Origin of the sequence: Pseudomonas sp. NFX98, assembly GCF_047784845.1 — a bacterium.
GTDB lineage: Bacteria > Pseudomonadota > Gammaproteobacteria > Pseudomonadales > Pseudomonadaceae > Aquipseudomonas.
The window spans coordinates 112,211-135,426 of sequence record NZ_JBLNNF010000015.1; the positions used below are offsets into that span (position 1 = coordinate 112,211).

At 61.1% G+C, this 23,216-nt stretch carries 22 protein-coding genes; 9 read left to right on the forward strand and 13 right to left on the reverse strand.

All coding sequences use genetic code 11. The annotated features are described in order from the left end of the window. Positions 1-13: 13 nt before the first annotated feature. The 4 genes from paaD to paaA form a co-directional block, all read right to left on the reverse strand. Positions 14-547: a 1,2-phenylacetyl-CoA epoxidase subunit PaaD gene (gene paaD, locus ACM110_RS20310; protein ID WP_416129176.1), complete on the reverse strand. Its 534-nt coding sequence runs from the start codon at positions 545-547 to the stop codon at positions 14-16. Continuing rightward, positions 534-1,295: a 1,2-phenylacetyl-CoA epoxidase subunit PaaC gene (gene paaC, locus ACM110_RS20315; protein WP_416129177.1), complete on the reverse strand. Its 762-nt coding sequence runs from the start codon at positions 1,293-1,295 to the stop codon at positions 534-536. The genes paaD and paaC overlap by 14 nt, the downstream gene beginning before the upstream one ends. Before the next feature lie 8 nt (positions 1,296-1,303). Beyond that, positions 1,304-1,585, reverse strand: a complete 282-nt coding sequence (gene paaB / locus ACM110_RS20320) for a 1,2-phenylacetyl-CoA epoxidase subunit PaaB (RefSeq protein WP_007943393.1) — start codon at positions 1,583-1,585, stop codon at positions 1,304-1,306. 170 nt (positions 1,586-1,755) lie between these two features. Then, positions 1,756-2,745: a 1,2-phenylacetyl-CoA epoxidase subunit PaaA gene (gene paaA / locus ACM110_RS20325; RefSeq protein ID WP_416129178.1), complete on the reverse strand. Its 990-nt coding sequence runs from the start codon at positions 2,743-2,745 to the stop codon at positions 1,756-1,758. A 227-nt stretch (positions 2,746-2,972) separates the two neighbouring features. Here paaA and ACM110_RS20330 point away from each other — a divergent pair, with 227 nt between their 5' ends. Beyond that, positions 2,973-3,758, forward strand: coding sequence for a hypothetical protein (locus ACM110_RS20330; protein ID WP_416129179.1), 786 nt, complete (start codon positions 2,973-2,975; stop codon positions 3,756-3,758). A gap of 195 nt (positions 3,759-3,953) precedes the next feature. Here the strand turns inward: ACM110_RS20330 and paaK are convergent, their stop codons facing one another. The 6 genes from paaK to paaF all read right to left on the reverse strand — a co-directional run bounded on the left by paaK (position 3,954) and on the right by paaF (position 10,154). Then, positions 3,954-5,279, reverse strand: a complete 1,326-nt coding sequence (gene paaK, locus ACM110_RS20335) for a phenylacetate--CoA ligase PaaK (protein ID WP_416129180.1) — start codon at positions 5,277-5,279, stop codon at positions 3,954-3,956. 99 nt (positions 5,280-5,378) lie between these two features. Beyond that, positions 5,379-6,590, reverse strand: coding sequence for a 3-oxoadipyl-CoA thiolase (gene pcaF, locus ACM110_RS20340; protein WP_416129181.1), 1,212 nt, complete (start codon positions 6,588-6,590; stop codon positions 5,379-5,381). Further along, positions 6,583-7,032: a hydroxyphenylacetyl-CoA thioesterase PaaI gene (gene paaI, locus ACM110_RS20345; protein ID WP_416129182.1), complete on the reverse strand. Its 450-nt coding sequence runs from the start codon at positions 7,030-7,032 to the stop codon at positions 6,583-6,585. The genes pcaF and paaI overlap by 8 nt, the downstream gene beginning before the upstream one ends. Then, on the reverse strand, positions 7,025-8,542 hold the full coding sequence (gene paaH / locus ACM110_RS20350) for a 3-hydroxyacyl-CoA dehydrogenase PaaH (protein WP_416129183.1): 1,518 nt from the start codon (positions 8,540-8,542) through the stop codon (positions 7,025-7,027). The genes paaI and paaH overlap by 8 nt, the downstream gene beginning before the upstream one ends. A gap of 3 nt (positions 8,543-8,545) precedes the next feature. Then, positions 8,546-9,337, reverse strand: coding sequence for a 2-(1,2-epoxy-1,2-dihydrophenyl)acetyl-CoA isomerase PaaG (paaG, locus tag ACM110_RS20355; RefSeq protein WP_416129184.1), 792 nt, complete (start codon positions 9,335-9,337; stop codon positions 8,546-8,548). A gap of 43 nt (positions 9,338-9,380) precedes the next feature. Continuing rightward, positions 9,381-10,154 carry a 2,3-dehydroadipyl-CoA hydratase PaaF gene (gene paaF / locus ACM110_RS20360; RefSeq protein WP_416129185.1) on the reverse strand — a complete coding sequence of 258 codons (774 nt, stop codon included), beginning with the start codon at positions 10,152-10,154 and terminating at the stop codon, positions 9,381-9,383. 347 nt (positions 10,155-10,501) lie between these two features. Here paaF and paaY point away from each other — a divergent pair, with 347 nt between their 5' ends. The 3 genes from paaY to feaR all read left to right on the forward strand — a co-directional run bounded on the left by paaY (position 10,502) and on the right by feaR (position 13,145). Beyond that, positions 10,502-11,104: a phenylacetic acid degradation protein PaaY gene (gene paaY / locus ACM110_RS20365; protein ID WP_416129186.1), complete on the forward strand. Its 603-nt coding sequence runs from the start codon at positions 10,502-10,504 to the stop codon at positions 11,102-11,104. 117 nt (positions 11,105-11,221) lie between these two features. After that, the gene (gene paaX / locus ACM110_RS20370) at positions 11,222-12,145 is read left to right on the forward strand and encodes a phenylacetic acid degradation operon negative regulatory protein PaaX (RefSeq protein ID WP_338582047.1); all 924 of its coding nucleotides are present in this window, start codon (positions 11,222-11,224) and stop codon (positions 12,143-12,145) included. An 85-nt stretch (positions 12,146-12,230) separates the two neighbouring features. Further along, positions 12,231-13,145 (forward strand): transcriptional regulator FeaR, encoded by a 915-nt coding sequence (gene feaR, locus ACM110_RS20375; RefSeq protein ID WP_416129187.1) that lies wholly within the window; start codon positions 12,231-12,233, stop codon positions 13,143-13,145. A gap of 93 nt (positions 13,146-13,238) precedes the next feature. Here feaR and tynA read toward each other — a convergent pair whose 3' ends face one another. The 3 genes from tynA to ACM110_RS20390 all read right to left on the reverse strand — a co-directional run bounded on the left by tynA (position 13,239) and on the right by ACM110_RS20390 (position 16,677). Next, positions 13,239-15,527 (reverse strand): primary-amine oxidase, encoded by a 2,289-nt coding sequence (gene tynA, locus ACM110_RS20380; protein WP_416129188.1) that lies wholly within the window; start codon positions 15,525-15,527, stop codon positions 13,239-13,241. Between the two features lie 143 nt (positions 15,528-15,670). Continuing rightward, positions 15,671-16,339 carry a DUF3313 domain-containing protein gene (locus tag ACM110_RS20385; RefSeq protein ID WP_416129189.1) on the reverse strand — a complete coding sequence of 223 codons (669 nt, stop codon included), beginning with the start codon at positions 16,337-16,339 and terminating at the stop codon, positions 15,671-15,673. 23 nt (positions 16,340-16,362) lie between these two features. After that, positions 16,363-16,677: a hypothetical protein gene (locus ACM110_RS20390; protein WP_416129190.1), complete on the reverse strand. Its 315-nt coding sequence runs from the start codon at positions 16,675-16,677 to the stop codon at positions 16,363-16,365. Positions 16,678-16,841: 164 nt separating this feature from the next. Here ACM110_RS20390 and ACM110_RS20395 point away from each other — a divergent pair, with 164 nt between their 5' ends. The 5 genes from ACM110_RS20395 (at position 16,842) to ACM110_RS20415 (ending at position 23,165) form a co-directional block, all read left to right on the forward strand. Continuing rightward, a complete protein-coding gene (locus tag ACM110_RS20395) occupies positions 16,842-17,549 on the forward strand; it encodes a response regulator (protein ID WP_416129191.1) in 708 nt (235 codons plus the stop codon). Continuing rightward, positions 17,546-18,901: an ATP-binding protein gene (locus ACM110_RS20400; protein WP_416129192.1), complete on the forward strand. Its 1,356-nt coding sequence runs from the start codon at positions 17,546-17,548 to the stop codon at positions 18,899-18,901. The genes ACM110_RS20395 and ACM110_RS20400 overlap by 4 nt, the downstream gene beginning before the upstream one ends. A 95-nt stretch (positions 18,902-18,996) precedes the next feature. Beyond that, positions 18,997-19,497 (forward strand): sigma-70 family RNA polymerase sigma factor, encoded by a 501-nt coding sequence (locus ACM110_RS20405; RefSeq protein WP_416129193.1) that lies wholly within the window; start codon positions 18,997-18,999, stop codon positions 19,495-19,497. Between the two features lie 160 nt (positions 19,498-19,657). After that, positions 19,658-20,641 (forward strand): FecR family protein, encoded by a 984-nt coding sequence (locus ACM110_RS20410; RefSeq protein ID WP_416129194.1) that lies wholly within the window; start codon positions 19,658-19,660, stop codon positions 20,639-20,641. A gap of 97 nt (positions 20,642-20,738) precedes the next feature. Further along, complete coding sequence (locus ACM110_RS20415; protein WP_416129195.1) at positions 20,739-23,165, forward strand: TonB-dependent siderophore receptor; 2,427 nt, start codon at positions 20,739-20,741, stop codon at positions 23,163-23,165. Positions 23,166-23,216: the final 51 nt, after the last annotated feature.

The following is a 23,216-nucleotide window of genomic DNA, read 5'->3' on the forward strand; positions in this document are numbered from 1 at the left end:
GCCGATTTGCCGCTCAGATGCACTTGAAATAGTCGAACGGTTCCCGGCAATCGACGCAGCGGTACAGCGCCTTGCACGCGGTGGAACCGAACTCGCTGAGCACTTCGGTGTGAGTGCTGCCGCATTGCGGACAGACGATCACCGGGCTCTCGCCGAGCAGGCTGCGTTTGCTGGTGCTGCCCTCGGGCGGCGCAATGCCGTAGGCGCGCAGGCGTTCGCGGCCACTGGCACTGATCCAGTCGGTGGTCCAGGCCGGGGTCAACTTGCGCTCAAGTTGCGGCGCCTTGAATCCGGCCAGTTCCAGCGCCTGGCGGATATCGCCCTCGATCACTTCGGTCGCAGGGCAACCGGAGTAGGTCGGCGTGACCACCACGTGCAGGTGTCCGGCCTGCCAGTCCAGGTCGCGGACGATGCCGAGGTCGACGACGCTGACCACCGGCACTTCCGGGTCCATGACTTCGGACAGGATCGCCCACGCAGCGGCCAGGTCGGTCGGTTGAGCCGGCCGGGCGCCGAGGTCGCTGGCGATCAGCTCACCAGATTGCATCGGGGTACGCTCGTGGCAGGAACTGCATTTCGGCCAGCAGAATGCCCAAGTGTTCGGTGTGCAGGCCCGTGCGCGCATTCAGGTAGAAATAGCTCGGCGCGGCGGGCACGGGCAGGGTGGCGCTGGCGAAGATTTCGTTGACCTTGGCTTGCCACAGCGCGGCGACGCTGGCGATGTCCGGGGTGATGCCGGCTTCGTACAGACGCTGTTCGCTGTCATCGGCTGCGATCAGTTCCACAGTAAAGCGCCAGACTTCCGGAATCGCCGCGAGCATGCGCTTGTGGCTTTCTTCGGTGCCGTCACCCAGACGCTCGACCCACTCGCCGGAGCGACGCAGGTGGTAAGTCACTTCCTTCACAGCCTTGGCGGCAATCCCGGCGATGCGCTCATCGCTGGACTGGCTCAGCCCGTGCAGCACCGGCAGGTGCCAGGCGTCATACAGGAACTGCTTGAGGATGGTCACCGCGTAGTCGCCGTTGGGTTGTTCCACCAGCAGCAGGTTGCGATAGGCGCGCTCGTCGCGGCGGAACGCCAGGTCGTCGGCGCTGCGGCCGTCGTCCAGCAGTTCGGCAGCGTATTCCAGCCAGTTGCGCGCCTGGCCGACGAGGTCGAGGCCGACATTCATCAGCGCCAGTTCTTCTTCCAGCGCCGGCGCCTTGCCGCACCATTGGCATAGGCGTTGACCCTGGATCAGGGCGCTGTCGCCGAGGCGCAGCAGGTATTCGATCAGATCAGTCTTGTTGTCCATGGTCGACCTCACATGTGCCCGACTTCGGCCGGCAGCTCGTAGAAGCTGGCGTGGCGATAAACCTTGTCGTCCGACGGGTCGAACAGCGGGTCTTTTTCATCCGGCGACGAAGCGGTGATCAGCGCCGAAGGCACGACCCACAGGCTCACGCCTTCGCTGCGACGGGTGTAGAGCTCGCGCGCGTTCTCGATGGCCATGGTGGTGTCGGCGGCATGTACGCTGCCGACGTGCTTGTGGTTGAGGCCGTGCTTGCTGCGCACGAAGACTTCGAAGAGGGTCCACTCGGACATTTCAGTTACTCCACATCTGTTCGGTTTTTGCTGGCGGGGCTGAAGATCAAAAGATCGCAGCCTTCGGCAGCTCCTACATGGGATCACCGGCTCCTGTAGGAGCTGGCGCAGCCTGCGATCTTTTGGCGGCATGGAAGGCGCCGAAGATCAAGATCATCAAACGTGCCGAATCAGGCGGCGTTCTTGTTTTGTTTTTTGCGGGCGTGGGCGACGGCGGCTTCACGGACCCAGGCGCCGTCTTCAATCGCCTTGCGGCGGGTGGCGACGCGTTCGATGTTGCAAGGGCCGTTGCCCTTGAGCACTTCGTAGAATTCGTTCCACTGGATTTCGCCGAAGTCGTAGTGGCCGCGCTCGGCGTTCCACTTCAGTTCCGGATCGGGGCAGGTGCAGCCCAGCAGTTCCAGTTGCGGAATGGTCTGGTCGATGAAGCGCTGGCGCAGTTCGTCGTTGCTCTGGCGCTTGATTTTCCAGGCCATGGATTGCGCGCTGTTCGGCGAGTGTTCGTCGCTTGGGCCAAACATCATCAGCGACGGCCACCACAGGCGGTTGATCGCGTCCTGGACCATGTCTTTTTGCGCCTGGGTACCGTGACGCATCATGGTCAGGAGGATTTCGTAGCCCTGGCGCTGGTGGAAACTCTCTTCCTTGCAGATGCGCACCATGGCCCGGGAGTAGGGGCCGTAGGAGGTGCGCTGCAGCACCACCTGATTGACGATGGCCGCGCCGTCCACCAGCCAGCCCACCGCGCCCATGTCGGCCCAGTTCAGCGTCGGGTAATTGAAGATGCTCGAATACTTGGCTTTGCCGCTGTGCAGCTTGGCGATTTCTTCATCGCGGTCGGCGCCCAGGGTTTCCATGGCGCTGTACAGGTACAAGCCGTGGCCGGCTTCGTCCTGGATCTTGGCCATCAGTTGCAGTTTGCGTTTGAGCGTCGGCGCTCGGGTGACCCAATTGCCTTCCGGCAGCATGCCGACGATCTCGGAATGGGCGTGCTGGGAAATCTGCCGGATCAGCGTCTGGCGATAAGCATCTGGCATCCAGTTCTTCGCTTCGATCTTGATTTCTGAATCGATTTTTTCCTGGAAGGCGCGTTCCTGTTCGGACATCTCCGACAGGTCCTTGATGCGCTTGACGCCGGTTTCTACGAGCTGTGCGTACATTTGTGGTCTCCCGCCTTGAATCTGTTCTGAGGCATGGAGAACTTTATAAGCGATACAGAAATTAATATCAAACACAAAATAACGTGTCGTAAATTTTTCTGTATCGCTTCCGACGTATGGAGGGCGATTACGGTTTCTGGACAGGCTAGTGGCTACTTAGTAGCATCCGCCGCTGACGGACCTTTCCTCCGGCGCATCGACCGACGTGGACTCATCAAGGAATCGAAATGCACACCTTCACCCATGGCGATAAAACCATTGCGTTCACTGTATTAAGCGGTGAAGTGGTGGGCAGCGAAAAACTCAGCGAAACCCGCGTGACGACCACCGGCGGCCCTGTGAGCGGCAACAGTGGTGAAGAGAAACCGTTGCGGGTCAGCTCGGTGTCGATCATCAACCATGAGTTCTGGATCAAGACCGCCGATGGCATCGAGCACGACGTGAAGCTGCGCGGCGTGGATATTCCGTTGCGTACCGGTCAGCAAATCTCCTTGATCAGTGCCTTGAAGAAGGACGGCAACCCTTTACACGTCCTGCTGCACAACCACACGGCGGCCAAGCGTTGGGAGTTGCGCGACGGCAAGATGCTCGGTACGGAGCTGGAACTATGGCCCTTTAACTGGAAGACCCTGCTGATCGTGCTGGGGTTGTGCGTCGCCGGTTTTGCAACGGCGGGGCTGGGTTTGCTGGCGGCGGCCGCTTACCTTTGCTACGCGCTTTATCAGGGCTCGCAGCGCAAGAAAATGCTGGCCAGCGATCTGGATGCCTACCTTGAGAAACTGAAAAACGAGGTCGGTAATGGTGTTCAGATGCCAAGCGCTGCTCAAGCACCCGTTGCTGCGCAGGTCGAAAGTCCGGCTCAGGCGGAAATTTCCTTTTCGATCGATAGCTTTTCCCAGTCGCAAATATCCTTCCAGGTCGAGCTCCCCGACCAGGCGGAAAAACCAGCGGAGCCTGAAAACGCGGTGCTGGACAGCAATGGCGTGCGCAGGGCGCTGTCGCGCAATCTTTAAGTGACTTTGGCCAAGGTGTACGCCGACTGGCTGTTCCTTTTCTGTGGGAGCGAGCTTGCTCGCGATGAGGCCATTTCAGGCAACATGGATGGTGTATGTAAGTCCGTCATCGCGAGCAAGCTCGCTCCCACAGGGTTTGCGTTGGCTTGCGGATAAAAAAAGCCCCGCAAAAGCGGGGCTGAAAAGGTGCAGCAGTCATGCTTTCGGACGTTTATCCAACACGTGGCAGGCCTTGCCCTCAGAGCGCTTGATCGAATGGAACGGCTGTAAAACGATCCGCGTACTGATCCCGATATACGTCTTGATGTGCTTGCTCAACTCCCCGCAAACAGCCTTCTGCTGTTCATCGGTCAGGTGCTGGTGCTCGGCCTTGAGCTCGACATGCACATCAACGCTGTCCAGGTTTCCATTGCGATACAGATGGATCTCGTAGCACTCGGCAAGCTGTTTGATTTTCAGCACCTGCTCCTCGATCTGCGTCGGGAACACGTTGACCCCGCGAATGATCAGCATGTCATCGCTGCGTCCGGTGATCTTGTCGATGCGTCGCATCGGCCGTGCGGTGCCTGGCAGCAGACGCGTCAGGTCGCGGGTGCGATAGCGGATCATCGGCAGGGCTTCTTTGCTCAATGAGGTGAACACCAGTTCGCCCATTTGCCCGTCCGGCAGCACTTCGCCGGTGACCGGGTCGATGATTTCCGGGTAGAAGTGGTCTTCCCAGATGGTCGGGCCGTCCTTGGTTTCCGCGCATTCCATGGCGACACCCGGGCCCATGATTTCCGAGAGTCCATAGATGTCCAGAGCGGTGATGCCCAGACGCGCTTCGATGGCGCTGCGCAGTTCGGCGGTCCACGGCTCGGCGCCGAAGATGCCCAGGCGCAAGGCCAGTTTGTGCGGGTCGATGCCCTGACGCTCGATTTCATCGGCGATGTTGAGCATGTAGGACGGCGTGACCATGATGATGTCCGGCTGGAAATCCTTGATCAGCTGCACTTGTTTTTCGGTCTGGCCGCCGGACATCGGGATCACCGTGCAACCCAGGCGTTCGGCGCCGTAGTGTGCGCCGAGGCCGCCGGTGAACAGGCCGTAGCCATAGGAAATGTGCACTTTGTCGCCACGACGGCCACCGGCGGCGCGGATCGAGCGCGCGACCACGTTGGCCCAGGTGTCGATGTCGTTCTGGGTGTAGCCGACGACGGTCGGTTTGCCGGTGGTGCCGCTGGACGCGTGCAGGCGCACGATGTCGTTCATCGGCACGGCAAACATGCCGTACGGGTAGTTGTCGCGCAGGTCGGACTTGGTGGTGAAGGGGAACTTCGCCAGGTCATCCAGTGACTTGATGTCGTCCGGGTGCACGCCCAGCGCATCGAAACGCTGACGGTACAGCGGCACGTTGTTGTAGGCGTGGTTCAGGCTCCAGCGCAGGCGCTCCAGCTGATGCTGGCGCAACTCGTCGATGCTGGCGGTTTCCAGCGGGTCCAGCACAGGGTTCAGCACGGCTTGGGCTATTGGCATGTTCATGTGTTCACTCGAATTGTTTTTGTGTTCCAGCCCTTTCACGGAAGGGCTTTGAGTGCATGCCCCAAGGATACCTCTCGGCTCCCTGGGAATCGCGATTCTTTAGTGGGATAGACGCTCGATGATCAGCGCGATCCCTTGGCCAACGCCGATGCACATGGTGCACAGGGCGTAGCGGCCGTTACGTTCTTCCAGTTCATGCAGGGCGGTGGTTACCAGACGCGCGCCGCTCATGCCCAATGGGTGGCCGAGGGCGATGGCGCCGCCATTCGGGTTGACCCGTGGGTCGGTGTCGCTCAAACCCAGTTCGCGCAACACCGCCAGACCTTGCGCGGCGAACGCTTCGTTGAGCTCGATCACGTCCATGTCCGCCAGACTCAGGTTGGCCAGTTCCAGTACCTTGCGGGTTGCAGGCACCGGGCCGATGCCCATGATCCGTGGCTCGACGCCGGCGGTGGCCATGGCGACAACGCGACCGCGGGCGGTCAGGCCGTGGCGTTTGGCGACTTCCGGGCTGGCCAGCAACAGCGCGCAAGCGCCGTCATTGACCCCGGAAGCGTTGCCGGCGGTGATGCTGCCGCCTTCGCGGAACGGCGTGCCGAGTTTGGCCAGTTGCTCAAGGGTGGTGTCGCCGCGCGGGTGTTCATCGTGCTCGACCACTTTGGCCGGGCCTTTGCGCTGGGCAATTTCCACGGCGACGATTTCCTTGGCCAGGCGCCCATTGGCCTGGGCGGCGGCAGCGCGTTGCTGGCTGCGCAGGGCGAAGGCGTCCTGGTCGGCACGGGAGATGTTGAACTGTTCGGCGACGTTCTCGGCGGTTTCCGGCATGGAGTCGATGCCGAAGGCCTTTTTCATCAGCGGATTGACGAAGCGCCAGCCGATGGTGGTATCGAAGATCTCCGCCGAACGGGAAAACGCCTGCTCAGCCTTGCCCATCACCAGCGGTGCGCGGGACATCGATTCGACGCCGCCCACCAGCATCAAACCGGCCTCGCCACTGCGAATGGCGCGCGCCGCAGTGCCGACCGCATCCAGCCCGGAACCGCACAGGCGATTGAGGGTGGTGCCGGGCACGCTGACCGGCAACCCGGCCAGCAGCGCCGACATGCGCGCAACGTTGCGGTTGTCTTCGCCGGCCTGGTTGGCGCAGCCGTAGATCACGTCGTCGACGCTGCTCCAGTCCACTTGCGGGTGACGGCGCAGCAGTTCGCGCAGCGGCACCGCGCCGAGGTCGTCGGCGCGCACGCTGCTCAATACACCGGCGTAGCGACCGATTGGGGTGCGGACTGCGTCGATGATCAGGGCGTCATTCATTCGGGTTCTCCTGCGTCAGCACCGGGCCGCGCACTTTGTAGGATTTGCCATGGAACAGGGCGATCAACTGGCCCTGCTGGTTTTCAATGCGTACGTCGTAATTGCCGGTGCGACCGGAACGGCTCTGCTCGATGCAATCGGCGTTCAGCGTGTCGCCCAGATGCGCCGGGGCGATGTAGTCGATGCTGCAACCGATCGCCACGGTGGCTTCGTTGTAGCTGTTGCAGGCAAAAGCAAACGCCGAGTCGGCGAGGGCGAACAGGTAGCCGCCGTGGCAAGTGCCGTGGCCCTGCAGCATGTCGGCGCGCACGGTCATGCCGACGCGGGCGCAACCGGGGCCGGCCGAGAGCAGGCGCATGCCCATCGCCTGGCTGGCGGCGTCACGCTGGAACAAGGACTGGGCGCATTCGCTGGCCAGCGTCATCGCTTCGTGGTTAGTCATGGAAGTTTCTCCCTTCGGCAACCCGACGGCGCAACAACAGCGACGGGCGGTAGCGTTCTTCGCCATAGCTGGCTTGCAGGTTTTCCAGCACGTTCAGAATGTGTGGCAGGCCAACGGCATCGGCCCAGGCCAGCGGGCCTTGCGGGTAATTGACCCCGGCGCGCATCGCCAGATCGATGTCGGCGGCCGAGGCCACGCCTTGCAGCAGGGCATCGGCGGCTTCGTTGGCGAGCATGGCGACGGTGCGCAGGACGGCGAGTGCCGGGCTGTCGCTGAGCAGGCTGACCTTGAGCCCGGCCCGTCTCAGCAGGGCGATACCTTGGTCGAGTGCCAGTGGATCAATGCCTGCCGCATAGCTGATGGCGATACGCTTGGCAGTGCCGAAATCGTGCGCCAGATCCAGCAGGATCAAATTGCGCAGGCCATCTTCCTTGGCGCGCTGGCAAGCCATGCGCCCGTCGCTCAAAGCCAGAACGGCGTCACCGACCCGCAGCAAACCTTGACCGTCACGCTGGATGATCGGGGCGCCGTGTTCACGCAAACGTGCGAGCAAACCCTGGGCGATGCCGAGTTCGCCTTCCACAGCGCAAATCTCGACCTGCGCATCGCTACCGATTTCGGCGGCGAGCGGACGTTCCGCGCCTTGGGCGTAGCTATAGAAACCCTGACCGCTCTTGCGTCCCAGCCGCCCACCGTCAACCAACTCTTTCTGGATCAGCGACGGCAGGAAGCGGGTGTCCTGGTAATAAGCGTCGAACACCGAGCAGGTCACGGCGTAGTTGACGTCGTGGCCGATCAGGTCGGTCAGCTCGAACGCGCCCATGGCAAAGCCGCCGGCCTCGCGCATCAACGCGTCGAGAGTCGGGCAATCGGCTGCGCCTTCTTGCAGCAAGCGCAGGCTCTCGGCATAGAACGGCCGGGCTACGCGGTTGACGATGAAACCCGGTGTGGAGCGGGTGTGAACCGGTTTTTTACCCCAGGCCTTGGCGGTGTCGTACAGGCACTCGGCGAGTGCCGGATCGCTGGCCAGACCGGAGACGATTTCCACCAGCGCCATGACCGGCGCCGGATTGAAGAAGTGCAGGCCGAGCAGGCGTTCAGGGTGATCAAGCTGCGCGGCGATGCTGGTGATCGACAACGACGAGGTGTTGCTGGCCAGAATGCAGTGTTTGCCGCAAATGCCTTCGAGCTGGCGGAACAGGGCGCGCTTGACCTCAAGGTTTTCGACGATGGCCTCGATGATCAGCTCGCAATCGGCCAGCGCCTCGATGGCTTCCACGGCTTGCAGGCGAGCGATGGTTGCGCTGCGCGACTCGGCGGACAGCTTGCCGTTCTCCACCCGTTTGCCCAGTTGCCGATCGATGCCTTCGATGGCCTGAGCGGCAGCACCGGGGCGGTTGTCCAGCAGCAGCACCGGATGCCCGGCCTGTGCCGCGACCTGGGCAATGCCCGCGCCCATGGCACCGGCGCCGATCACGGCGATGCGTGCGTTAGTGTTCAATGCGGTCATGACTCAGCGTCCCTTGAAGCTTGGGGTGCGTTTTTCCATGAAGGCGCCGACGCCTTCGCGGTAATCCTCGCTGCGGCCGGCCAGACGCTGCAGGTCGCGCTCCAGCTCAAGCTGTTCGTCGAAGCTGTTGCTCATGCTGGCGTTGAGGCTGCGCTTGATCAGCGCCAGGCCGTAGGTCGGCTGAGTCGCCAGGTGGCGGGCCAGTTTCAAGGCTTCGTCGCGCAAATCGGCGTCGTCCACACACTGGTAAATCAAGCCCCATTGCTCGGCCTGTTCGGCGCTCAGGCGGTTGCCCAGCAGTGCCAAGGCCTTGGCCCGGGCCATGCCAACCAGGCGCGGCAGGGTCCAGGTGCCACCGGAATCAGGGACGAGGCCGATCTTGCAGAACGCCTGAATGAAACTGGCCGAACGCGCCGCCAGCACCAGGTCGCACGCCAGCGGAATGTTCGCGCCGGCACCGGCCGCCACGCCGTTGACCGCGCAGATCACCGGCATCGGCAGGTCGCGCAATTGGCGGATCAGCGGGTTGTAGAACTTCTCGATGGACTCGCCGAGATCCGGCACGGCGCTGCCCGGCGCGACATTGCGGTCGCTCAGATCCTGCCCGGCGCAGAAGCCACGACCTTCACCGGTCAGCAGCAACACGCGCACTTCGGGGTTCTGCCGCACTTGCTTGAGCGCTTCCTTCACTTCGCCATGCATCTGGGTGTTGAAGCTGTTGAGCTGGTCCGGGCGATTGAGGCTGAGCAGGGCAACGCCGGCCTCGATGGAAAACAGGATGTGTTCGAAGTTCATGGTCTTGGCGCTCTCTTGGAGGTCGTTCGAATTCGTGGGCGGATTACTGGCCGATGAAGGTCGGCTTGCGCTTTTCCTGGAAGGCGGCAATGCCTTCGTCGCGGTCGCGGGTGCCGGCCAATACGGTGAAAGCGTGGCGCTCGAAACGCAGGCCGCTGGCGAGGTCGGTGTCCATCGCCTTTAGCAGCGACTCTTTGGCCAGACGCACCGCCAGCGGTGCCTTGGCGGCGATGTTGCGAGCGATGTGCAGGGCGCGTTCGACGGTGAATTCCGGTTGGGTGACTTCGCTGACGAGGCCGGCGCGCTGGGCCTGACGGGCGTCGATCGCCTCGCCGGTCAGGACCATTTGCATGGCCATGGATTTGCCGACGGCGCGCAGCAAACGTTGGGTGCCACCGGCACCTGGCATGATCCCGAGGTTGATTTCCGGCTGGCCGAAGCGGGCATCTTCACCGGCAATGATGATGTCGGCGTGCATCGCCAGTTCGCAGCCACCGCCGAGGGCGAAGCCGTTGACGGCGGCGATCAGCGGTTTGCTGAAGCGGGTGATGGTTTGCCACGAGGCCTGGCGCGGGTCGTCGAGGATGCCGACCAGGTTGCGCTCGGCCATCTCCTTGATGTCTGCACCGGCGGCGAAGGCCTTGCGACTGCCGGTGAGCACCACGACGCGGGTGTCGGCATCGGCTTGCGCGGCATTCAGTTCATCGGCCAGTTCACCCAGTAATTCGGTGGTCAGGGCGTTCAGGGCTTGCGGGCGCTGCAAGGTAATCAGGCGGACGCCAGGCTCTATCAGTTCGACGGCAAGGGTTTGAGGCATGGCAGATGCCCTCCGGTGCACGCTCGGCGTGGTGCCGGCTCGTTATTGGATCGGCCGCAGGGGCCGGTTTTGCCCAAGTATAGCTGTAACGTGATACGCAAATGCAATACTGAAATTGATTTAATGTGTCCTTTTGGTTGGTTGGTGGTTGCGAGGTGGTCCTTTGAAGCAACGGTCTATAGCAGGTTTTTCCCTTATTTCATTGGGTTTCTTTCGAGGTTTTGCGTAATGATGCAGGTCGTCGGAAAGCCGCTTGTCAAGTGATACGCTTTTTTGTCTTTGTGTATGTAAAAGCGATGTGATACAAAATAAGTCATTATCGGCATCGCTTTGTGAAGGAACCTTCCATGACCTGCTACAGCCTCGATGGCCTGACCCCGGTGGTCGACCCGACTGCTTATGTGCATCCGTCCGCCGTGCTGATCGGTGACGTGATCATCGGGCCGCATTGCTACGTCGGGCCGCTCGCCAGCCTGCGCGGGGATTTCGGCCGGATCGTGCTGGAGGAGGGCGCCAACTTGCAGGACACCTGCGTGATGCACGGCTTCCCGGACAGCGACACCGTGGTCGAGCGCAACGGCCACATCGGCCACGGTGCAGTGCTGCACGGTTGCCGTATTGGCGCCGACGCGCTGGTGGGGATGAATGCGGTGGTGATGGACAACGCCCGGATCGGTCCGCGTTCATTCGTCTCGGCGGCAGCGTTCGTCAAGGCCGGTTTCGAGTGCGCCGAGCAGTCGCTGGTCATGGGCGCACCGGCCAGCGTCAAGCGTACCCTCAGCGATCAGGAAGTGGCGTGGAAACAGGCGGGGACCCGCGAGTATCAGCAATTGGCCCAGCGTTGCCTGGAGCAGATGCAGGTGTGCGAGCCGTTGAGTGAACCGGAGCCGGATCGGCCACGGATCAGCGACCGCGGGTTGCGGCCCAAGGGCAGCACCAACGCCCTGTAGGAGCTGCCGAAGGCTGCGATCTTTTGATTTTGTTTTTTGAAGATCAAGATCAAAAGATCGCAGCCTGCGGCAACTCCTACCGGTATATTCCTTTTCTTTTTTTTGCACGGATCGCCCATGTCGTCCCTGACACCCTTGAACCATCTGATTACCCGCTTCCAGGAGCAGACGCCGATCCGCGCCAGTTCCTTGATCATCACCTTGTACGGTGATGCCATCGAACCCCATGGCGGGACGGTGTGGCTTGGCAGCCTGATTCAATTGCTCGAACCGATCGGCATCAACGAACGCCTGATCCGTACCTCGATTTTTCGCCTGACCAAGGAAGGCTGGCTGACCGCCGAGAAAGTCGGCCGTCGCAGCTACTACAGCCTGACCGGCACCGGTCGCCGGCGTTTCGACAAGGCCTTCAAGCGGGTCTACAGCACCACGATGCCGGCCTGGGATGGTTCGTGGTGCCTGGTGATGCTTTCGCAACTGACCCAGGACAAGCGCAAACAAGTGCGCGAAGAACTGGAGTGGCAAGGTTTTGGTGCGATTTCGCCCGTAGTCCTCGCCTGCCCGCGCAGTGATCGCACCGACGTTAACGCAACTTTGCTCGACCTCGGCGCCCAGGAAGACACCATTGTCTTCGAAACCACCGCCCAGGACGTACTGGCCTCCAAGGCGCTGCGCCTGCAAGTGCGCGAGAGCTGGAACATCGAGGAACTGGCGACCCATTACAGCGAGTTCATCCAACTGTTCCGACCGCTCTGGCAAGCGCTTCGCGAGCAGGAAAACCTGCAGCCGTCCGACTGCTTCCTGGCGCGGATCCTGCTTATTCATGAGTACCGCAAACTGCTGTTGCGCGACCCGCAACTGCCAGACGAGTTGTTGCCCGGCGATTGGGAAGGCCGCGCGGCCCGGCAGTTGTGCCGCAATATTTATCGTTTGATCTACGCCAAGGCCGAAGAATGGCTGAACAGTGCCCTGGAAACCGCCGACGGACCGTTGCCGGATGTGGGCGAGAGTTTTTATCGACGGTTTGGCGGGTTGAAGTAACCCGTCGCCGTTCAGGGAGAGTCGCTGTTCAGGAGAACCCGTGTTTTGACGTAGACAATAAAAATAAGCCTGCGTGAGGCCTGCCATGATTTCTACAAACGCACAGCGCCAGGATGGGTTCGATCAATGGATTCATCAGATCAACCAGATCTGTGGCGCCTTTAACGCACAACCCCTGGGCGCCGGTTTCGCCGGTCAGATCCGGGAGTACCGCAGCGATGCCCTCAAACTCAGCTTCGTCGATGCCTGCCAGGCGCGGTTGTACCGCACGCCGCATGAAGTCGCGGCGGGCGAGGGCGGCAAATACTTCGCGGTGTTCCAGCTCGATGGCACGGCGGGTATGGCGCAAGGCGACGACAAGGTGTTGTTGTCCGCCGGTGACATCACGCTGATCGATGCTTCGCGGCCAAGCGATTTCACTTACAGCGAAAACTCCCGGCAATTGTCGCTGATCCTGCCGTATCAACTGGTGGAGCAAACCCTGCGCTTCAATCGGGTCAAGTGCGGCCACCGGATCGCAGGGACATCGCCCATCGCCATGCTCTCGCATCGCTTGATCCTCGACGCCACGCGCCAACAAAACCTCAGCCGCCAGGAAAGCGAAGCAACCCTGGAAGCGATTGTCAGCCTGCTGCGTCCGGCGATCAGCCAGACCGACGATTGCGCGGACCCGCACGAGCGCATCTTCCGCAAGACCCTGAGCTTTATCGACGCGAACATCCGCTCCGAGGAGCTGTGCCCGGAATGGCTGGCGCGGGAAGTCGGCATGTCGACCCGTGGCCTGTACCGGATGTTCGCCAAGAAAGGCCTGGTAGTGGCGCGCTACATCAAGAATCGGCGGCTGGATTTATGTGCTGAGTCTTTGCGCCAGTCGGGCAGGGAACAGAAGCTGTCGGTGCTGGGGTATTCGTGGGGGTTTTCCGATTCGAGCTATTTTTCGACGGCGTTCAAGTCACGCTTCGGCATTGCGCCGGGGGAGTATCGTAAGCAACACGCTTGAAGTTCAAAAGATCGCAGCCTTCGGCAGCTCCTACATTGACGGTGTGTAAACCCGATCCTGTAGGAGCTGCCGAAGGCTGCGATCTTTTTGAGGTTACTTCGGTGAATTGAGATTCAACGTCGGCGTTTCATCAAAGAAATTCCACGGCTTCAACAGCACATGCACCCACTCGGTCGGCATGATCGGCCATTCCTCGGCGCGGGCGATGTGGGTCGTGCCGGTGGTCAGCCACACCACGTCGTCGGTGTTCTCGATGGACTGGTTATCCTGAGTGAACTGCCCCAGCCCCGAGTCCTTGTCCGAGCGGTTCGGGTACTTGCCTTCCGGGTACTTTTCTTCCGGGTTGTACTGCGTCACCCACAGTTGCTTGTCCATGAAGCTCAGGCGGTGATACAGCCATTCGTCCTTGCCGAAGTTGGCGCCCTTGGCCACCGGGTGCGTGCCGCCGGCATACGGAATCAGCTGATAGGAAACCGGGTTGCCGACCTTGTTTTCCTTGCTGAAGTTGGTCAGCAGGCGCACGGTCGACGGGTCGAATTTCTGCGCAGCCTGTTGCTCGGTTGTGACGACTTTGGTTTCGGTCTGCATGGTGCTGGTGCGCGGGCCGCCACGGTCGTTCGGCAGCACCACCGGGTTCACTTCCACCAGTGAGTTCTGCTCGCCGTCCACGTCCATGTCGAGGCGGAAGTTATAGATGTGCTGGTGCGTGGTGCCGACGATGTTGTGATCGAGCAGGGTGCCGTAGCGCGTGTCTTCCTTGGCGGTGTCTTCGTGCATGGTTTTGGACTTCACACCCTTGACCGCTTCGATGCCGGTGGCGCCGGCGTCGATGCCGATGGTGCCGTTCTGCTGGAAGACCCAGTCGAAAATGTAGTCGTAGTTGCCGACGGTACTGATCCAGCGCACCACCAGTTCACGGCGCTCGGTGCTGAGGTTGGGCTGGCCCATTTCCTGGTGTTTGTACTCCGGCCCGGCGTAGCGCTCGAACACCGCCATCGCACGTGGAATTGCGGTCGGCGCGCCGGTGTAGTCGGCGATGGTCGCGTCCAGCAGTACGGCGTTTTCGGGGGCGTCTTTGCCACGGGCGATCGGCGAAGTCAGCGTGCCCATGCCGTAGTCGCCGGAGTCGAGGTAAGCCTTGAAGTACCAGCCGACGTCCGGATCGCCGTAAGGCACAATCATCCCACCCAGCGAGCCCTCGTACATGATTTTGCGTTTCTTGCCCTTGTCGTCGTAAGTGACAGTGGACAGGATCGGACCAACCCGCGAATCGAGGCGAACGTGGAAGTCCCAGTTCTGCCAGTGAATGCTGTTGCCGGTGATGGTGTAGTTCTTGCCTTCCGGCTCAGTGATTTCCAGCGGTTTGACCGTCACACCCTTGCGCCCGCGGCCGTCATACGGCGTCGGTTTCATCGGCACCGGGATCAGCGCTTCGTCTTCGATCTTGATCAGCTTTTTCTGTTCCAGGTCGACAATCGCCACCAGACCTTCGATCGGGTGCGCCCAATAGTTGCCGTCATCGACATTCAGGTAGCTGACGATTTTCAGCAGGCGTTTGTCCTGCGCCAGTCCGTCCTTGCCGTCGAAGTAGCCGACGGTCAGCGGTGTGGCCACGACTTTTTTCACATCGTTGATACCGCGCTTGGCCAGGGCTTGTGCGTATTCGGGGCTGGTTTCGACGGCGGTTTGCACGGTCGCGAAGTCATCCAGCAGCACCATGCCGTGGGCGCCTTGCACCGGTTTCCAGGACTTGAGTTGCTTGCTGTCGAGATCGACCAGCGCCTCGATCACATGCTTGCCGTCCAGCACCACGATGTTCGCCTGGCGCGGCTGGGTGACGTTTTGCCCGGTGTAGACGAAGTTCCACACCTGGTCCTTCGGCGGTTCCTTGACCGAGACTTCGGTGAAGCGGAAGCCGGGTTTGTAGTTTTCCGATTTTTTGACGATGTCCACCGCGGCGGTGATTTCGTCGGCGCTCAACGGGTTGAGCGGGTTGGGGCGGGTTTCCACGACAAAAGTCGTGTCCAGCCCGGACTGGAACACCTGATTGATGAAGTCTTTGGACATGTAGGCAGTCTTGTCCTTGAACACCACCGGCACCGTCAACTCCATGCGTTTGCCGTTGAGCATCGCCACTTTGCTGTTCGGCTTGACCTTGAGGTAGACCCCATCCTTGGCGATGGTGAACAGGTTGGCGTAGTCGTCCCACTTGACCGTCGCGCCAAACTCCTCAAGGCCCGCTTGCAGCGGCACCATCTCGGCATGCCCGCCGTGAGCCTGGGCAGTGCTCGCCCAGAAAGGCAGGCCGAGGGCGCTCAGGGAGATGGCCAGGGCGAGCCGGGCGAGCGGTGATCTTTTTGGCGACGCTTTGGCGCTGAACATGGGTGCATTCCTGAAGAAAAGCCGGTGACTGGCATTCTTGCACTTTGCTACAGCCAGTCGATGGCTGCATTTGAATGGCTGCCAGATTGCTTGGGTTGCGTGCCTGAATCAACGTTCCTCTGCGGCTCCATGGCGCCCGACCGTTATTTGCGCATTGCCACATACGAATGGCGCAGATCACTGGCCCAGCCATCGAGCACGCTCTTGACGTTTGCCGTGGTGATGACTTGCTTATCGTTTTCCAGCGGTATTCCCGTGCCTTTGCGAACCACTTCGGCGACAACCGTTTGGGTCCCGCCATCGAGAAAGACGACTTCGGTGGCGATTTCGCTGTCCTGATCCCGAATTCCGGTGGCCGTGCTGACACCCGCTGCAACCAGGGTGATCGGCAACCATTCATAATAGCGCAGGCTCTGGGTGCTGGCCGTCACGCCGGTAATTGCCGGCCGGACGATCAGGGTTTTGGGGCCTGGGGTCGTCACCACGGTCAAGACCTTGCCCAACTCATGCTTGAGCGCGGCATCGTAGTACCAGGTCGTGTCGGACAGTGTGGTTTGCGGTATGCGCTGTGTCGGCAGCACCTTTGGGTAGAACTGGCTCGGTTCGAAATACACCTGGGTGTAGTGGTCGACCTTGAGCGTCGGGTTCACCCAGCTCAGCACGGTTTGACCCGAGGGCGACTGGTGCTCCGTCAACACGCTGTAGTCCGGCAAAAAACCGGAGTAGGCCTCAGGTGCGACTCTTTTGTTGCTGCACGCCGAGAGGGCGATGGTTGCGGCGGCCAACAGCGGCAGCGAGAAGTGTTTTCTCATCAGAGATGTCCTGGGTGGATTGATTAAAGAACAGAGGGGCTGCTGCCCGGCAGCTCGTCCGAGCATTCGATTCGCAAATCGCCGTTAGCCATGATCCAGTGGGTGAATTCGGCGATGGGGACGCGGTGGATGTATTCCACCCAGGTGCTGGTAGTCGGGCTGTAACGCTCGTAGTAGCGGCGCAGTAGGACGTGGGTCCGATCATCGGTCAGTCCCAGGCACGACTGCTGGAATAGAATCGGTTCGTTGTGCCCGGGCGCGCTGGTGCGCTGGTTGAGGATCACGGTGTGAGCGCTGTCGGCCGCTTCGGTCGGGTAGGTGCTGTTCGATCCCTGCATGGCAAACCTCATGAATTGGAATTCGCGCAGGGTGCCGCAGGGGGATTGCGGCGGTATGTCCCATTGATGTCTGGCAGGCAGGAATGTTGCTCGATTGAAATATATGACCGTGGCAGCAGAATGGTTTTAGATACGCTCCTTTTTGACCCGTGGACCCCTTGACCGTGAGCAGACTGCTGATCGTCGACGACGATGTGGAAATCCTGGCCTTGCTGAAGCAGTTCTTTGTTCAGCATGCCTATGAGGTGGAGCTGGCCACCCACGGCGCTGCCATGTGGGCGGTGATAGAAAAAAACCGGCCGGACATCATCATCCTTGACCTGATGCTGCCCGGCGAAGGCGGCCTGAGCCTGTGCCAGAAATTACGCGCTCAAACGACTATCCCAATCGTCATGTTGACCGCCATGGGCGAGTTGAGCGATCGCATCGTCGGTCTGGAACTGGGCGCCGACGATTACCTGACCAAACCGTTTGACCCTCGCGAGCTGCTCGCCCGATTGCGCGCCGTGCAGCGTCGCGCCGGCGAGCAAAGCCAGGGACACGAACCGGTGCGACCGGTCATCACTTTTGCCAATTGGCATCTGGACATCACCTGTCGCGAATTGCGCTCGCCCCAGGGCGTGATGATTCCGTTGTCCGCCGGCGAGTTCGATTTGCTGCTGGTGTTTCTCGAACATCCACAACGCATTCTCACCCGCGAGCAACTGATCGACCTGGCGCGTGGTCAGGGCCACGACGCCTATGACCGCAGTATCGACGTGCAGGTCAGTCGCCTGCGGCGCAAGATCGAACCGGACAACAAGCGCCCGGACCTCATTCGCACGGTGCGTAACGGCGGGTACATGTTCTCCGCCAAGGTGACCCGTTCGTGATCCGTCGCTTTGCGCCACTCGATACCCTGCGTAGCCGGATTGCGCTGACCATCGTCGCGGCGATGCTTGCTTCTCTGGCGCTCAACGGCCTGTTCGTTCAGGTGGCGGGCACTTGGGGTCGCCCGCCCATTGACCGCACCGGCCTGCTGGAGCAGATCGCCGCGAATGCCCGGGTGATCGAAGCGGCGCCTGTCGAATTGCGTCCGCAGTTGGCCGTTGCGGCGAGCAATCCGATGCTTGAGGTGATCTGGAACAAACAGCGAGCCGACTTCCATCTGCCCCCGGGCGGGACGCGGGTGACACCCGACAGTTCTCCGTTGCAGCAATTGCTGGGTGACACCCCCCGCGACATTGAAACCTTCAATCCCAGCGACTGGCCGGACGATAGCCCTTACGCGCACTACGTCGCTCTGGTTCAGTTGCGCGATGGCAGCTGGCTGTCGTTCACACCCCCGGAACGAAGCTGGGGGCTCGATTCAAATGTGCGGATCGCGATCATCATCGCGTTGGGGCTGATCGCGACCCTGCTGGTCGCCTGGATTGCCACTCGGCAACTGGCCAACCCGCTGCAACGCTTTGCCAGCGCGGCGCGGCGCTTTGGCGGTGACTTGCGTGCACCGCCGATCAAAGTCGAAGGCCCGCATGAAATACGCCAGGCGATCATCGCCTTCAACGCGATGCAGGCGCAGATTCGGCACTTTCTCAGCGAACGCACGCAAATGCTCGCGGCCATCTCCCACGACTTGCGCGCCCCATTGACGCGGATGCGCCTGCGCAGTGAGTTCATGGACGATCTGGAACAACAACGCAAAATGGTTCGCGACATCGAAGAGATGCAAACGATGATCAACGCGGCGCTGGGTTTTTTCCGTGAGGAAACCCACAGGGAGCAAACCACGGCATTTGACCTCTCGGAATTGCTGCAAACGATCGTCGATGATTTCCGCGACCAAGGCATCGCTGTCGACTTCACCGGTCCTGCGCACCTGGTGTACGACGGACGTCCGCTGGGGATAAAGCGTGTGATCGTCAATCTGCTGGAAAACGCCGTGAAATATGCGCAAAAACCGGGCATCGAGCTGATGTGTGACGAGCATTTGGTCTGCATCGAAGTCAGTGACGAGGGCCCCGGTATTCCCGAGTCCGCTCTCGATCAGGTGTTCGATCCTTTCTACCGGCTTGAAACCTCACGCAATCGCGATACCGGTGGCGTGGGCCTGGGGCTGTCCGCTGCGCGAGCGATTGTGCGCGAACAGGGTGGGGAATTGTCGTTGCGTAATCTTAGCGGCGGGGGACTGGTAGCGCGTGTTGAACTGCCGGGCACGCGCCGTGCAAACGCTGCCGAGCGATAGTGGGGCTCTACCGTCCGGCGGCTCAGCCGCAAATCATTGCCTTGGGTTAATAGGAAGCATTACTATTCACGCCCCTGTCTCCACAGCACACCGAAATGACCCCCAAGCTGCCCCGCAGACACGGCTTTTTCGAGCATTACGAAGAGTTGGTTGGCACCTGGACCCGTCGCCTGAGAAATCGCTCTCAGGCTGAGGATCTGGCCCACGATACCTTTGTGCGGGTGCTTGAGTCCGATTCGGCGGCGGTGCAGCAACCTCGGGCATATCTGCACCAGACCGCACGCAATATCGCGGTGGATGGTTATCGGCGCGAGGATCGGCGGGGCGCCATGGAGTCAGAGGCGATTGATGTCAGTGAGTCGCCCAACGGCGACCCGGAGCATTACATGCACGCAATCCAGTTGGCTGATTCCATCGAACGGGCGCTCACCGAGCTGCCAATCAACTGCCGCAAGGTCTTTGTCTGGCAGAAAATCGAGGGTTTGACCCAGGCGGAAATCGCCGAACGCCTTGGACTGTCCAAGAACATGGTGGAAAAGTATATGATCCGCACGCTGCGGCATCTGCGCGACCGCCTTGAAGGACTGCAATCATGATGTGCGGTTTTTTTTGTAGGAGCTGCCGCAGTGCTCGGGCCGCGTTCGGACGATCTTTTGATCGTCTTGAAATTGCTGAAGATCAAAAGATCGCAGCCTGCGGCAGCTCCTACACCAGGATGCGGTGTCATTTTTCATCCCCAGCCAAACAGGAACTTCCATGATGGATACTCGTGATTGTGCGTGCGGGCAAACAACAGTTCGCGATGAAGCGGCGCGGTGGTTTGTGCGTTTGCAGGAACCCGCCGTCGATGTCGACGCGCATCGCCAGTTCGAAACCTGGCTGGACGAACACCCTCAACACCGAAACGAATTCGAATTGCTCCAGGGCCTGTGGAAAGCCGCCGACCTGGTGCCGTCGGCGCGTCTGCGGGCGCTGTGTGAAGAAGCGCCGGCCCGCAGCAAACGTCGCCCGATCCTGCGTTATGCAGTGGCTGCCAGTGTGGTGGCGGTGGCGCTCGGCTTGGGCCTGTTCAGCGGCCTGAATCAACCGTCGCCTTACACGGCGGAGTTTTCCACAGCCCTCGGCGAGCGTCGCCACGTGGCATTGCCGGATGGTTCGGTGGTCGACCTCGACAGCCGCAGCCGGATTCAGGTGCGCTTTGAAAAGAATCGGCGCGGCGTCGAGCTGACCGAAGGTGAGGCGATGTTCAGCGTCCAGCACGACACCAGCCGACCGTTCGTGGTCGAGTCCGGCAGCGGCAAGGTCACGGTCACCGGCACCCGGTTCGATGTGCGCCACGGCAGCACCGACACCCGGGTCGTGGTGGAGCAGGGCACGGTCAAGGTTCAAGGTCGCTCGGCGGCCGATAACGATTTTGTCAGCCTCACCGCCGGCATGGGCACTCATGTCGATGCCGGGGGCAAGGTCGTGCCCGCCTACGCGGTTAATCCGGCTGAACTGACGGCCTGGCGCAGCGGCAAACTGGTGTTCAACAACGCCAGCCTGAGCGATGTCGCCGAGCAGGTTTCGCGTTATCGGGACAAGCCACTCAAGGTCGGCAACGCGGCGGTGGGCAATCTGCACCTGACCAGCGTGTTCAAGTCCGACAACACCGATGCGTTGCTCAAGGCCTTGCCGAGCATCCTTCCGGTGGCCGTGCGCACCCTCGATGACGGCAGTCAGGAAATAATTTCAAAATAAATTCAGGTTTTTTTCGAGTTCATCGTCTTCCTGTTCAACTGCAACTGGTTTGCATTAACAAGCGCACACTCTTGCGATCCACAGGAATACGTTCGACGTGAATAAATCCACCGCTAAAAACAAAACCTTCCCTTGGTTGCCGCTGGCGCTCGCGCTGGCGGTCAACGTGGCGATGCCTCAGGCATTCGCCGCCGACGCCATCCACATCCAGGCGCAACCCTTGGGCCAGGCCTTGACTCAGCTGGGCCAGCAGACTTCGTTGCAGGTTTTTTTCAGCCCGGAACTGGTTGCCGGCAAGCAGGCCCCGGCGGTGGACGGCAATATTTCGCCGGAAGAAGCGTTGCGTCAGTTGCTGCAAGGCAGCGGCCTGCAGTACCAGATCGATGAAGGTTCGGTGACCTTGATGCCGGCGCCGACTTCGGCGTCGAACGGCCCGTTGGAACTGAGCGCGACCGATATCAAGGTGGTCGGCGACTGGCTCGGCGATGCCGACGCTGCCGTGGTGCAGAACCACCCCGGCGCGCGTACCGTGATTCGCCGTGAAGCCATGGTCGAGCAGGGCGCGATGAACGTTGGCGACGTGCTCAAGCGTGTACCCGGTGTGCAAGTGCAGGACGCCAACGGCACCGGCGGTAGCGACATTTCCCTCAACGTCGGCGTGCGCGGTCTGACTTCCCGTCTGTCGCCACGCTCCACCGTGTTGATCGACGGCGTGCCGGCGGCCTTCGCCCCTTACGGCCAGCCTCAGTTGTCGATGGCGCCGATTTCCTCCGGCAACCTCGACAGCATCGACGTGGTACGCGGCGCCGGTTCGGTTCGCTACGGACCACAGAACGTGGGCGGCGTGATCAACTTCGTGACCCGTGCGATCCCCGAAAAAGCTTCCGCTGAAATCGGTAGCACCCTGGAAACCTCCCAGCACGGCGGCTGGAAGCACATCGACACCGCGTTTGTCGGCGGCACCGCGGACAACGGCATCGGTGTGGCGCTGCTGTACTCCGGCGTGAACGGCAACGGTTACCGCGAGCGCAACAACGGCAACGACATCGACGACGTAATCCTCAAGACCCACTGGGCTCCGACCGACTACGACGATTTCAGCCTCAACTTCCACTACTACGACGCCAGCGCCGACATGCCCGGTGGCCTGACGCAGAAGCAGTACGACGCCGACCCGTTCCAGTCCGACCGCAACAACGACAACTTCAGCGGCCGCCGCAAGGATGTGTCGTTCAAGTGGGCACGGCAGATCGACGACCGCACCCAGGCCGAAGTGCTGACTTACTATTCCGACAGCTTCCGTGGCAGCAACATCGCCGCCCGCGACCAGAAGACTATCGGCTCGTTCCCGCGCACCTACTACACCTTCGGCATCGAGCCACGGGTGTCCCATGTGTTCGACGTCGGCCCGACCACCCAGGAAGTCAGCGTCGGTTATCGCTACCTGAAGGAAGGCATGCACGAATCGGCCAGCCGCCTGGCGCTGAACAGCAGCAACGAACCGGTGGTACGTCCGGGTTCCGATGGACACATCTATCAGGACCGCACCGGTGGCACTGAAGCGAACTCGGTGTATGTCGACAACAAAATCGATGTCGGCAACTGGACCGTGACACCGGGCATCCGTTTTGAACACATCAGCACCGACTGGCACGACCGCCCGGTGCTCGACACCGCGGGCAAGCCTGTGCCGGAGAAGAACCGCAGCATCGAAAGCAACGAGCCGCTGCCGGCCCTGAGCGTGATGTACCACATCTCCGATGCCTGGAAACTGTTCGCCAACTACGAAACGTCGTTCGGCAGCCTGCAATACTTCCAGCTCGGCCAGGGTGGCTCCGGTGACGAACCGGCCAACGGCCTGGAGCCGGAAAAAGCCAAGACCTACGAGGTCGGCACGCGCTACAACGATGATGTGTGGGGCGGTGAAGTGACGCTGTTCTACATCGACTTCGACAAAGAGTTGCAGTACATCAGCAACGACGCGGGCTGGACCAACCTCGGCGCGACCACGCACCGCGGGATTGAAGCGTCGGTGCACTACAACATGGCCGCACTCGACCCTCGCCTGGATGGCCTGACCGCCAACGCCGGTTTCACTTACACGCGCGCCGTGTATGAAGGGGAAATTCCGGACTTCAAGGGCCGTGACCTGCCGTTCTACTCGCGTCAGGTGGCAACGGCCGGCCTGCGTTACGACATCAACCGCTGGACTTACAACATCGACGCGTTTGCCCAGTCCAAGCAACGCTCGCCAGGCGTCGCGGTAAACGCCGACGGCAGCTTCACCAACAACTACATCACCGAAGGCACCGCCGATGGCCAATACGGCGACATTCCGGGTTATGTCACCTGGAACGTGCGCAGCGGCTATGACTTCGGTCCGCAGGTGTCGAACCTGAAAGTCGGCGCCGGGGTGAAAAACATCTTCGACAAGCAGTACTTCACCCGCTCCAGCGACAACAACTCGGGCATGTACGTCGGTGCACCGCGCACGTTCTTTGTGCAGGCCAGCGTGGGGTTCTAAAAGCATAAGATCAAAAGATCGCAGCCTTCGGCAGCTCCTACTTTCAGATGT

Bases quoted from the DNA above. Each gene is read 5' to 3' on its own strand.
- paaB (WP_007943393.1), bottom strand. From the start codon at position 1,585: ATGTCCGAGTGGACCCTCTTCGAAGTCTTCGTGCGCAGCAAGCACGGC.
- ACM110_RS20390 (WP_416129190.1), bottom strand. From the start codon at position 16,677: ATGCAGGGATCGAACAGCACCTACCCGACCGAAGCGGCCGACAGCGCT.
- ACM110_RS20385 (WP_416129189.1), bottom strand. From the start codon at position 16,339: ATGAGAAAACACTTCTCGCTGCCGCTGTTGGCCGCCGCAACCATCGCC.
- paaY (WP_416129186.1), top strand. From the start codon at position 10,502: ATGACCTGCTACAGCCTCGATGGCCTGACCCCGGTGGTCGACCCGACT.
- ACM110_RS20405 (WP_416129193.1), top strand. From the start codon at position 18,997: ATGACCCCCAAGCTGCCCCGCAGACACGGCTTTTTCGAGCATTACGAA.
- feaR (WP_416129187.1), top strand. From the start codon at position 12,231: ATGATTTCTACAAACGCACAGCGCCAGGATGGGTTCGATCAATGGATT.
- paaI (WP_416129182.1), bottom strand. From the start codon at position 7,032: ATGACTAACCACGAAGCGATGACGCTGGCCAGCGAATGCGCCCAGTCC.
- tynA (WP_416129188.1), bottom strand. From the start codon at position 15,527: ATGTTCAGCGCCAAAGCGTCGCCAAAAAGATCACCGCTCGCCCGGCTC.
- paaF (WP_416129185.1), bottom strand. From the start codon at position 10,154: ATGCCTCAAACCCTTGCCGTCGAACTGATAGAGCCTGGCGTCCGCCTG.
- paaD (WP_416129176.1), bottom strand. From the start codon at position 547: ATGCAATCTGGTGAGCTGATCGCCAGCGACCTCGGCGCCCGGCCGGCT.
- pcaF (WP_416129181.1), bottom strand. From the start codon at position 6,590: ATGAATGACGCCCTGATCATCGACGCAGTCCGCACCCCAATCGGTCGC.
- paaA (WP_416129178.1), bottom strand. From the start codon at position 2,745: ATGTACGCACAGCTCGTAGAAACCGGCGTCAAGCGCATCAAGGACCTG.
- ACM110_RS20410 (WP_416129194.1), top strand. From the start codon at position 19,658: ATGATGGATACTCGTGATTGTGCGTGCGGGCAAACAACAGTTCGCGAT.
- ACM110_RS20330 (WP_416129179.1), top strand. From the start codon at position 2,973: ATGCACACCTTCACCCATGGCGATAAAACCATTGCGTTCACTGTATTA.
- paaK (WP_416129180.1), bottom strand. From the start codon at position 5,279: ATGAACATGCCAATAGCCCAAGCCGTGCTGAACCCTGTGCTGGACCCG.
- paaX (WP_338582047.1), top strand. From the start codon at position 11,222: ATGTCGTCCCTGACACCCTTGAACCATCTGATTACCCGCTTCCAGGAG.
- paaC (WP_416129177.1), bottom strand. From the start codon at position 1,295: ATGGACAACAAGACTGATCTGATCGAATACCTGCTGCGCCTCGGCGAC.
- paaG (WP_416129184.1), bottom strand. From the start codon at position 9,337: ATGAACTTCGAACACATCCTGTTTTCCATCGAGGCCGGCGTTGCCCTG.
- paaH (WP_416129183.1), bottom strand. From the start codon at position 8,542: ATGACCGCATTGAACACTAACGCACGCATCGCCGTGATCGGCGCCGGT.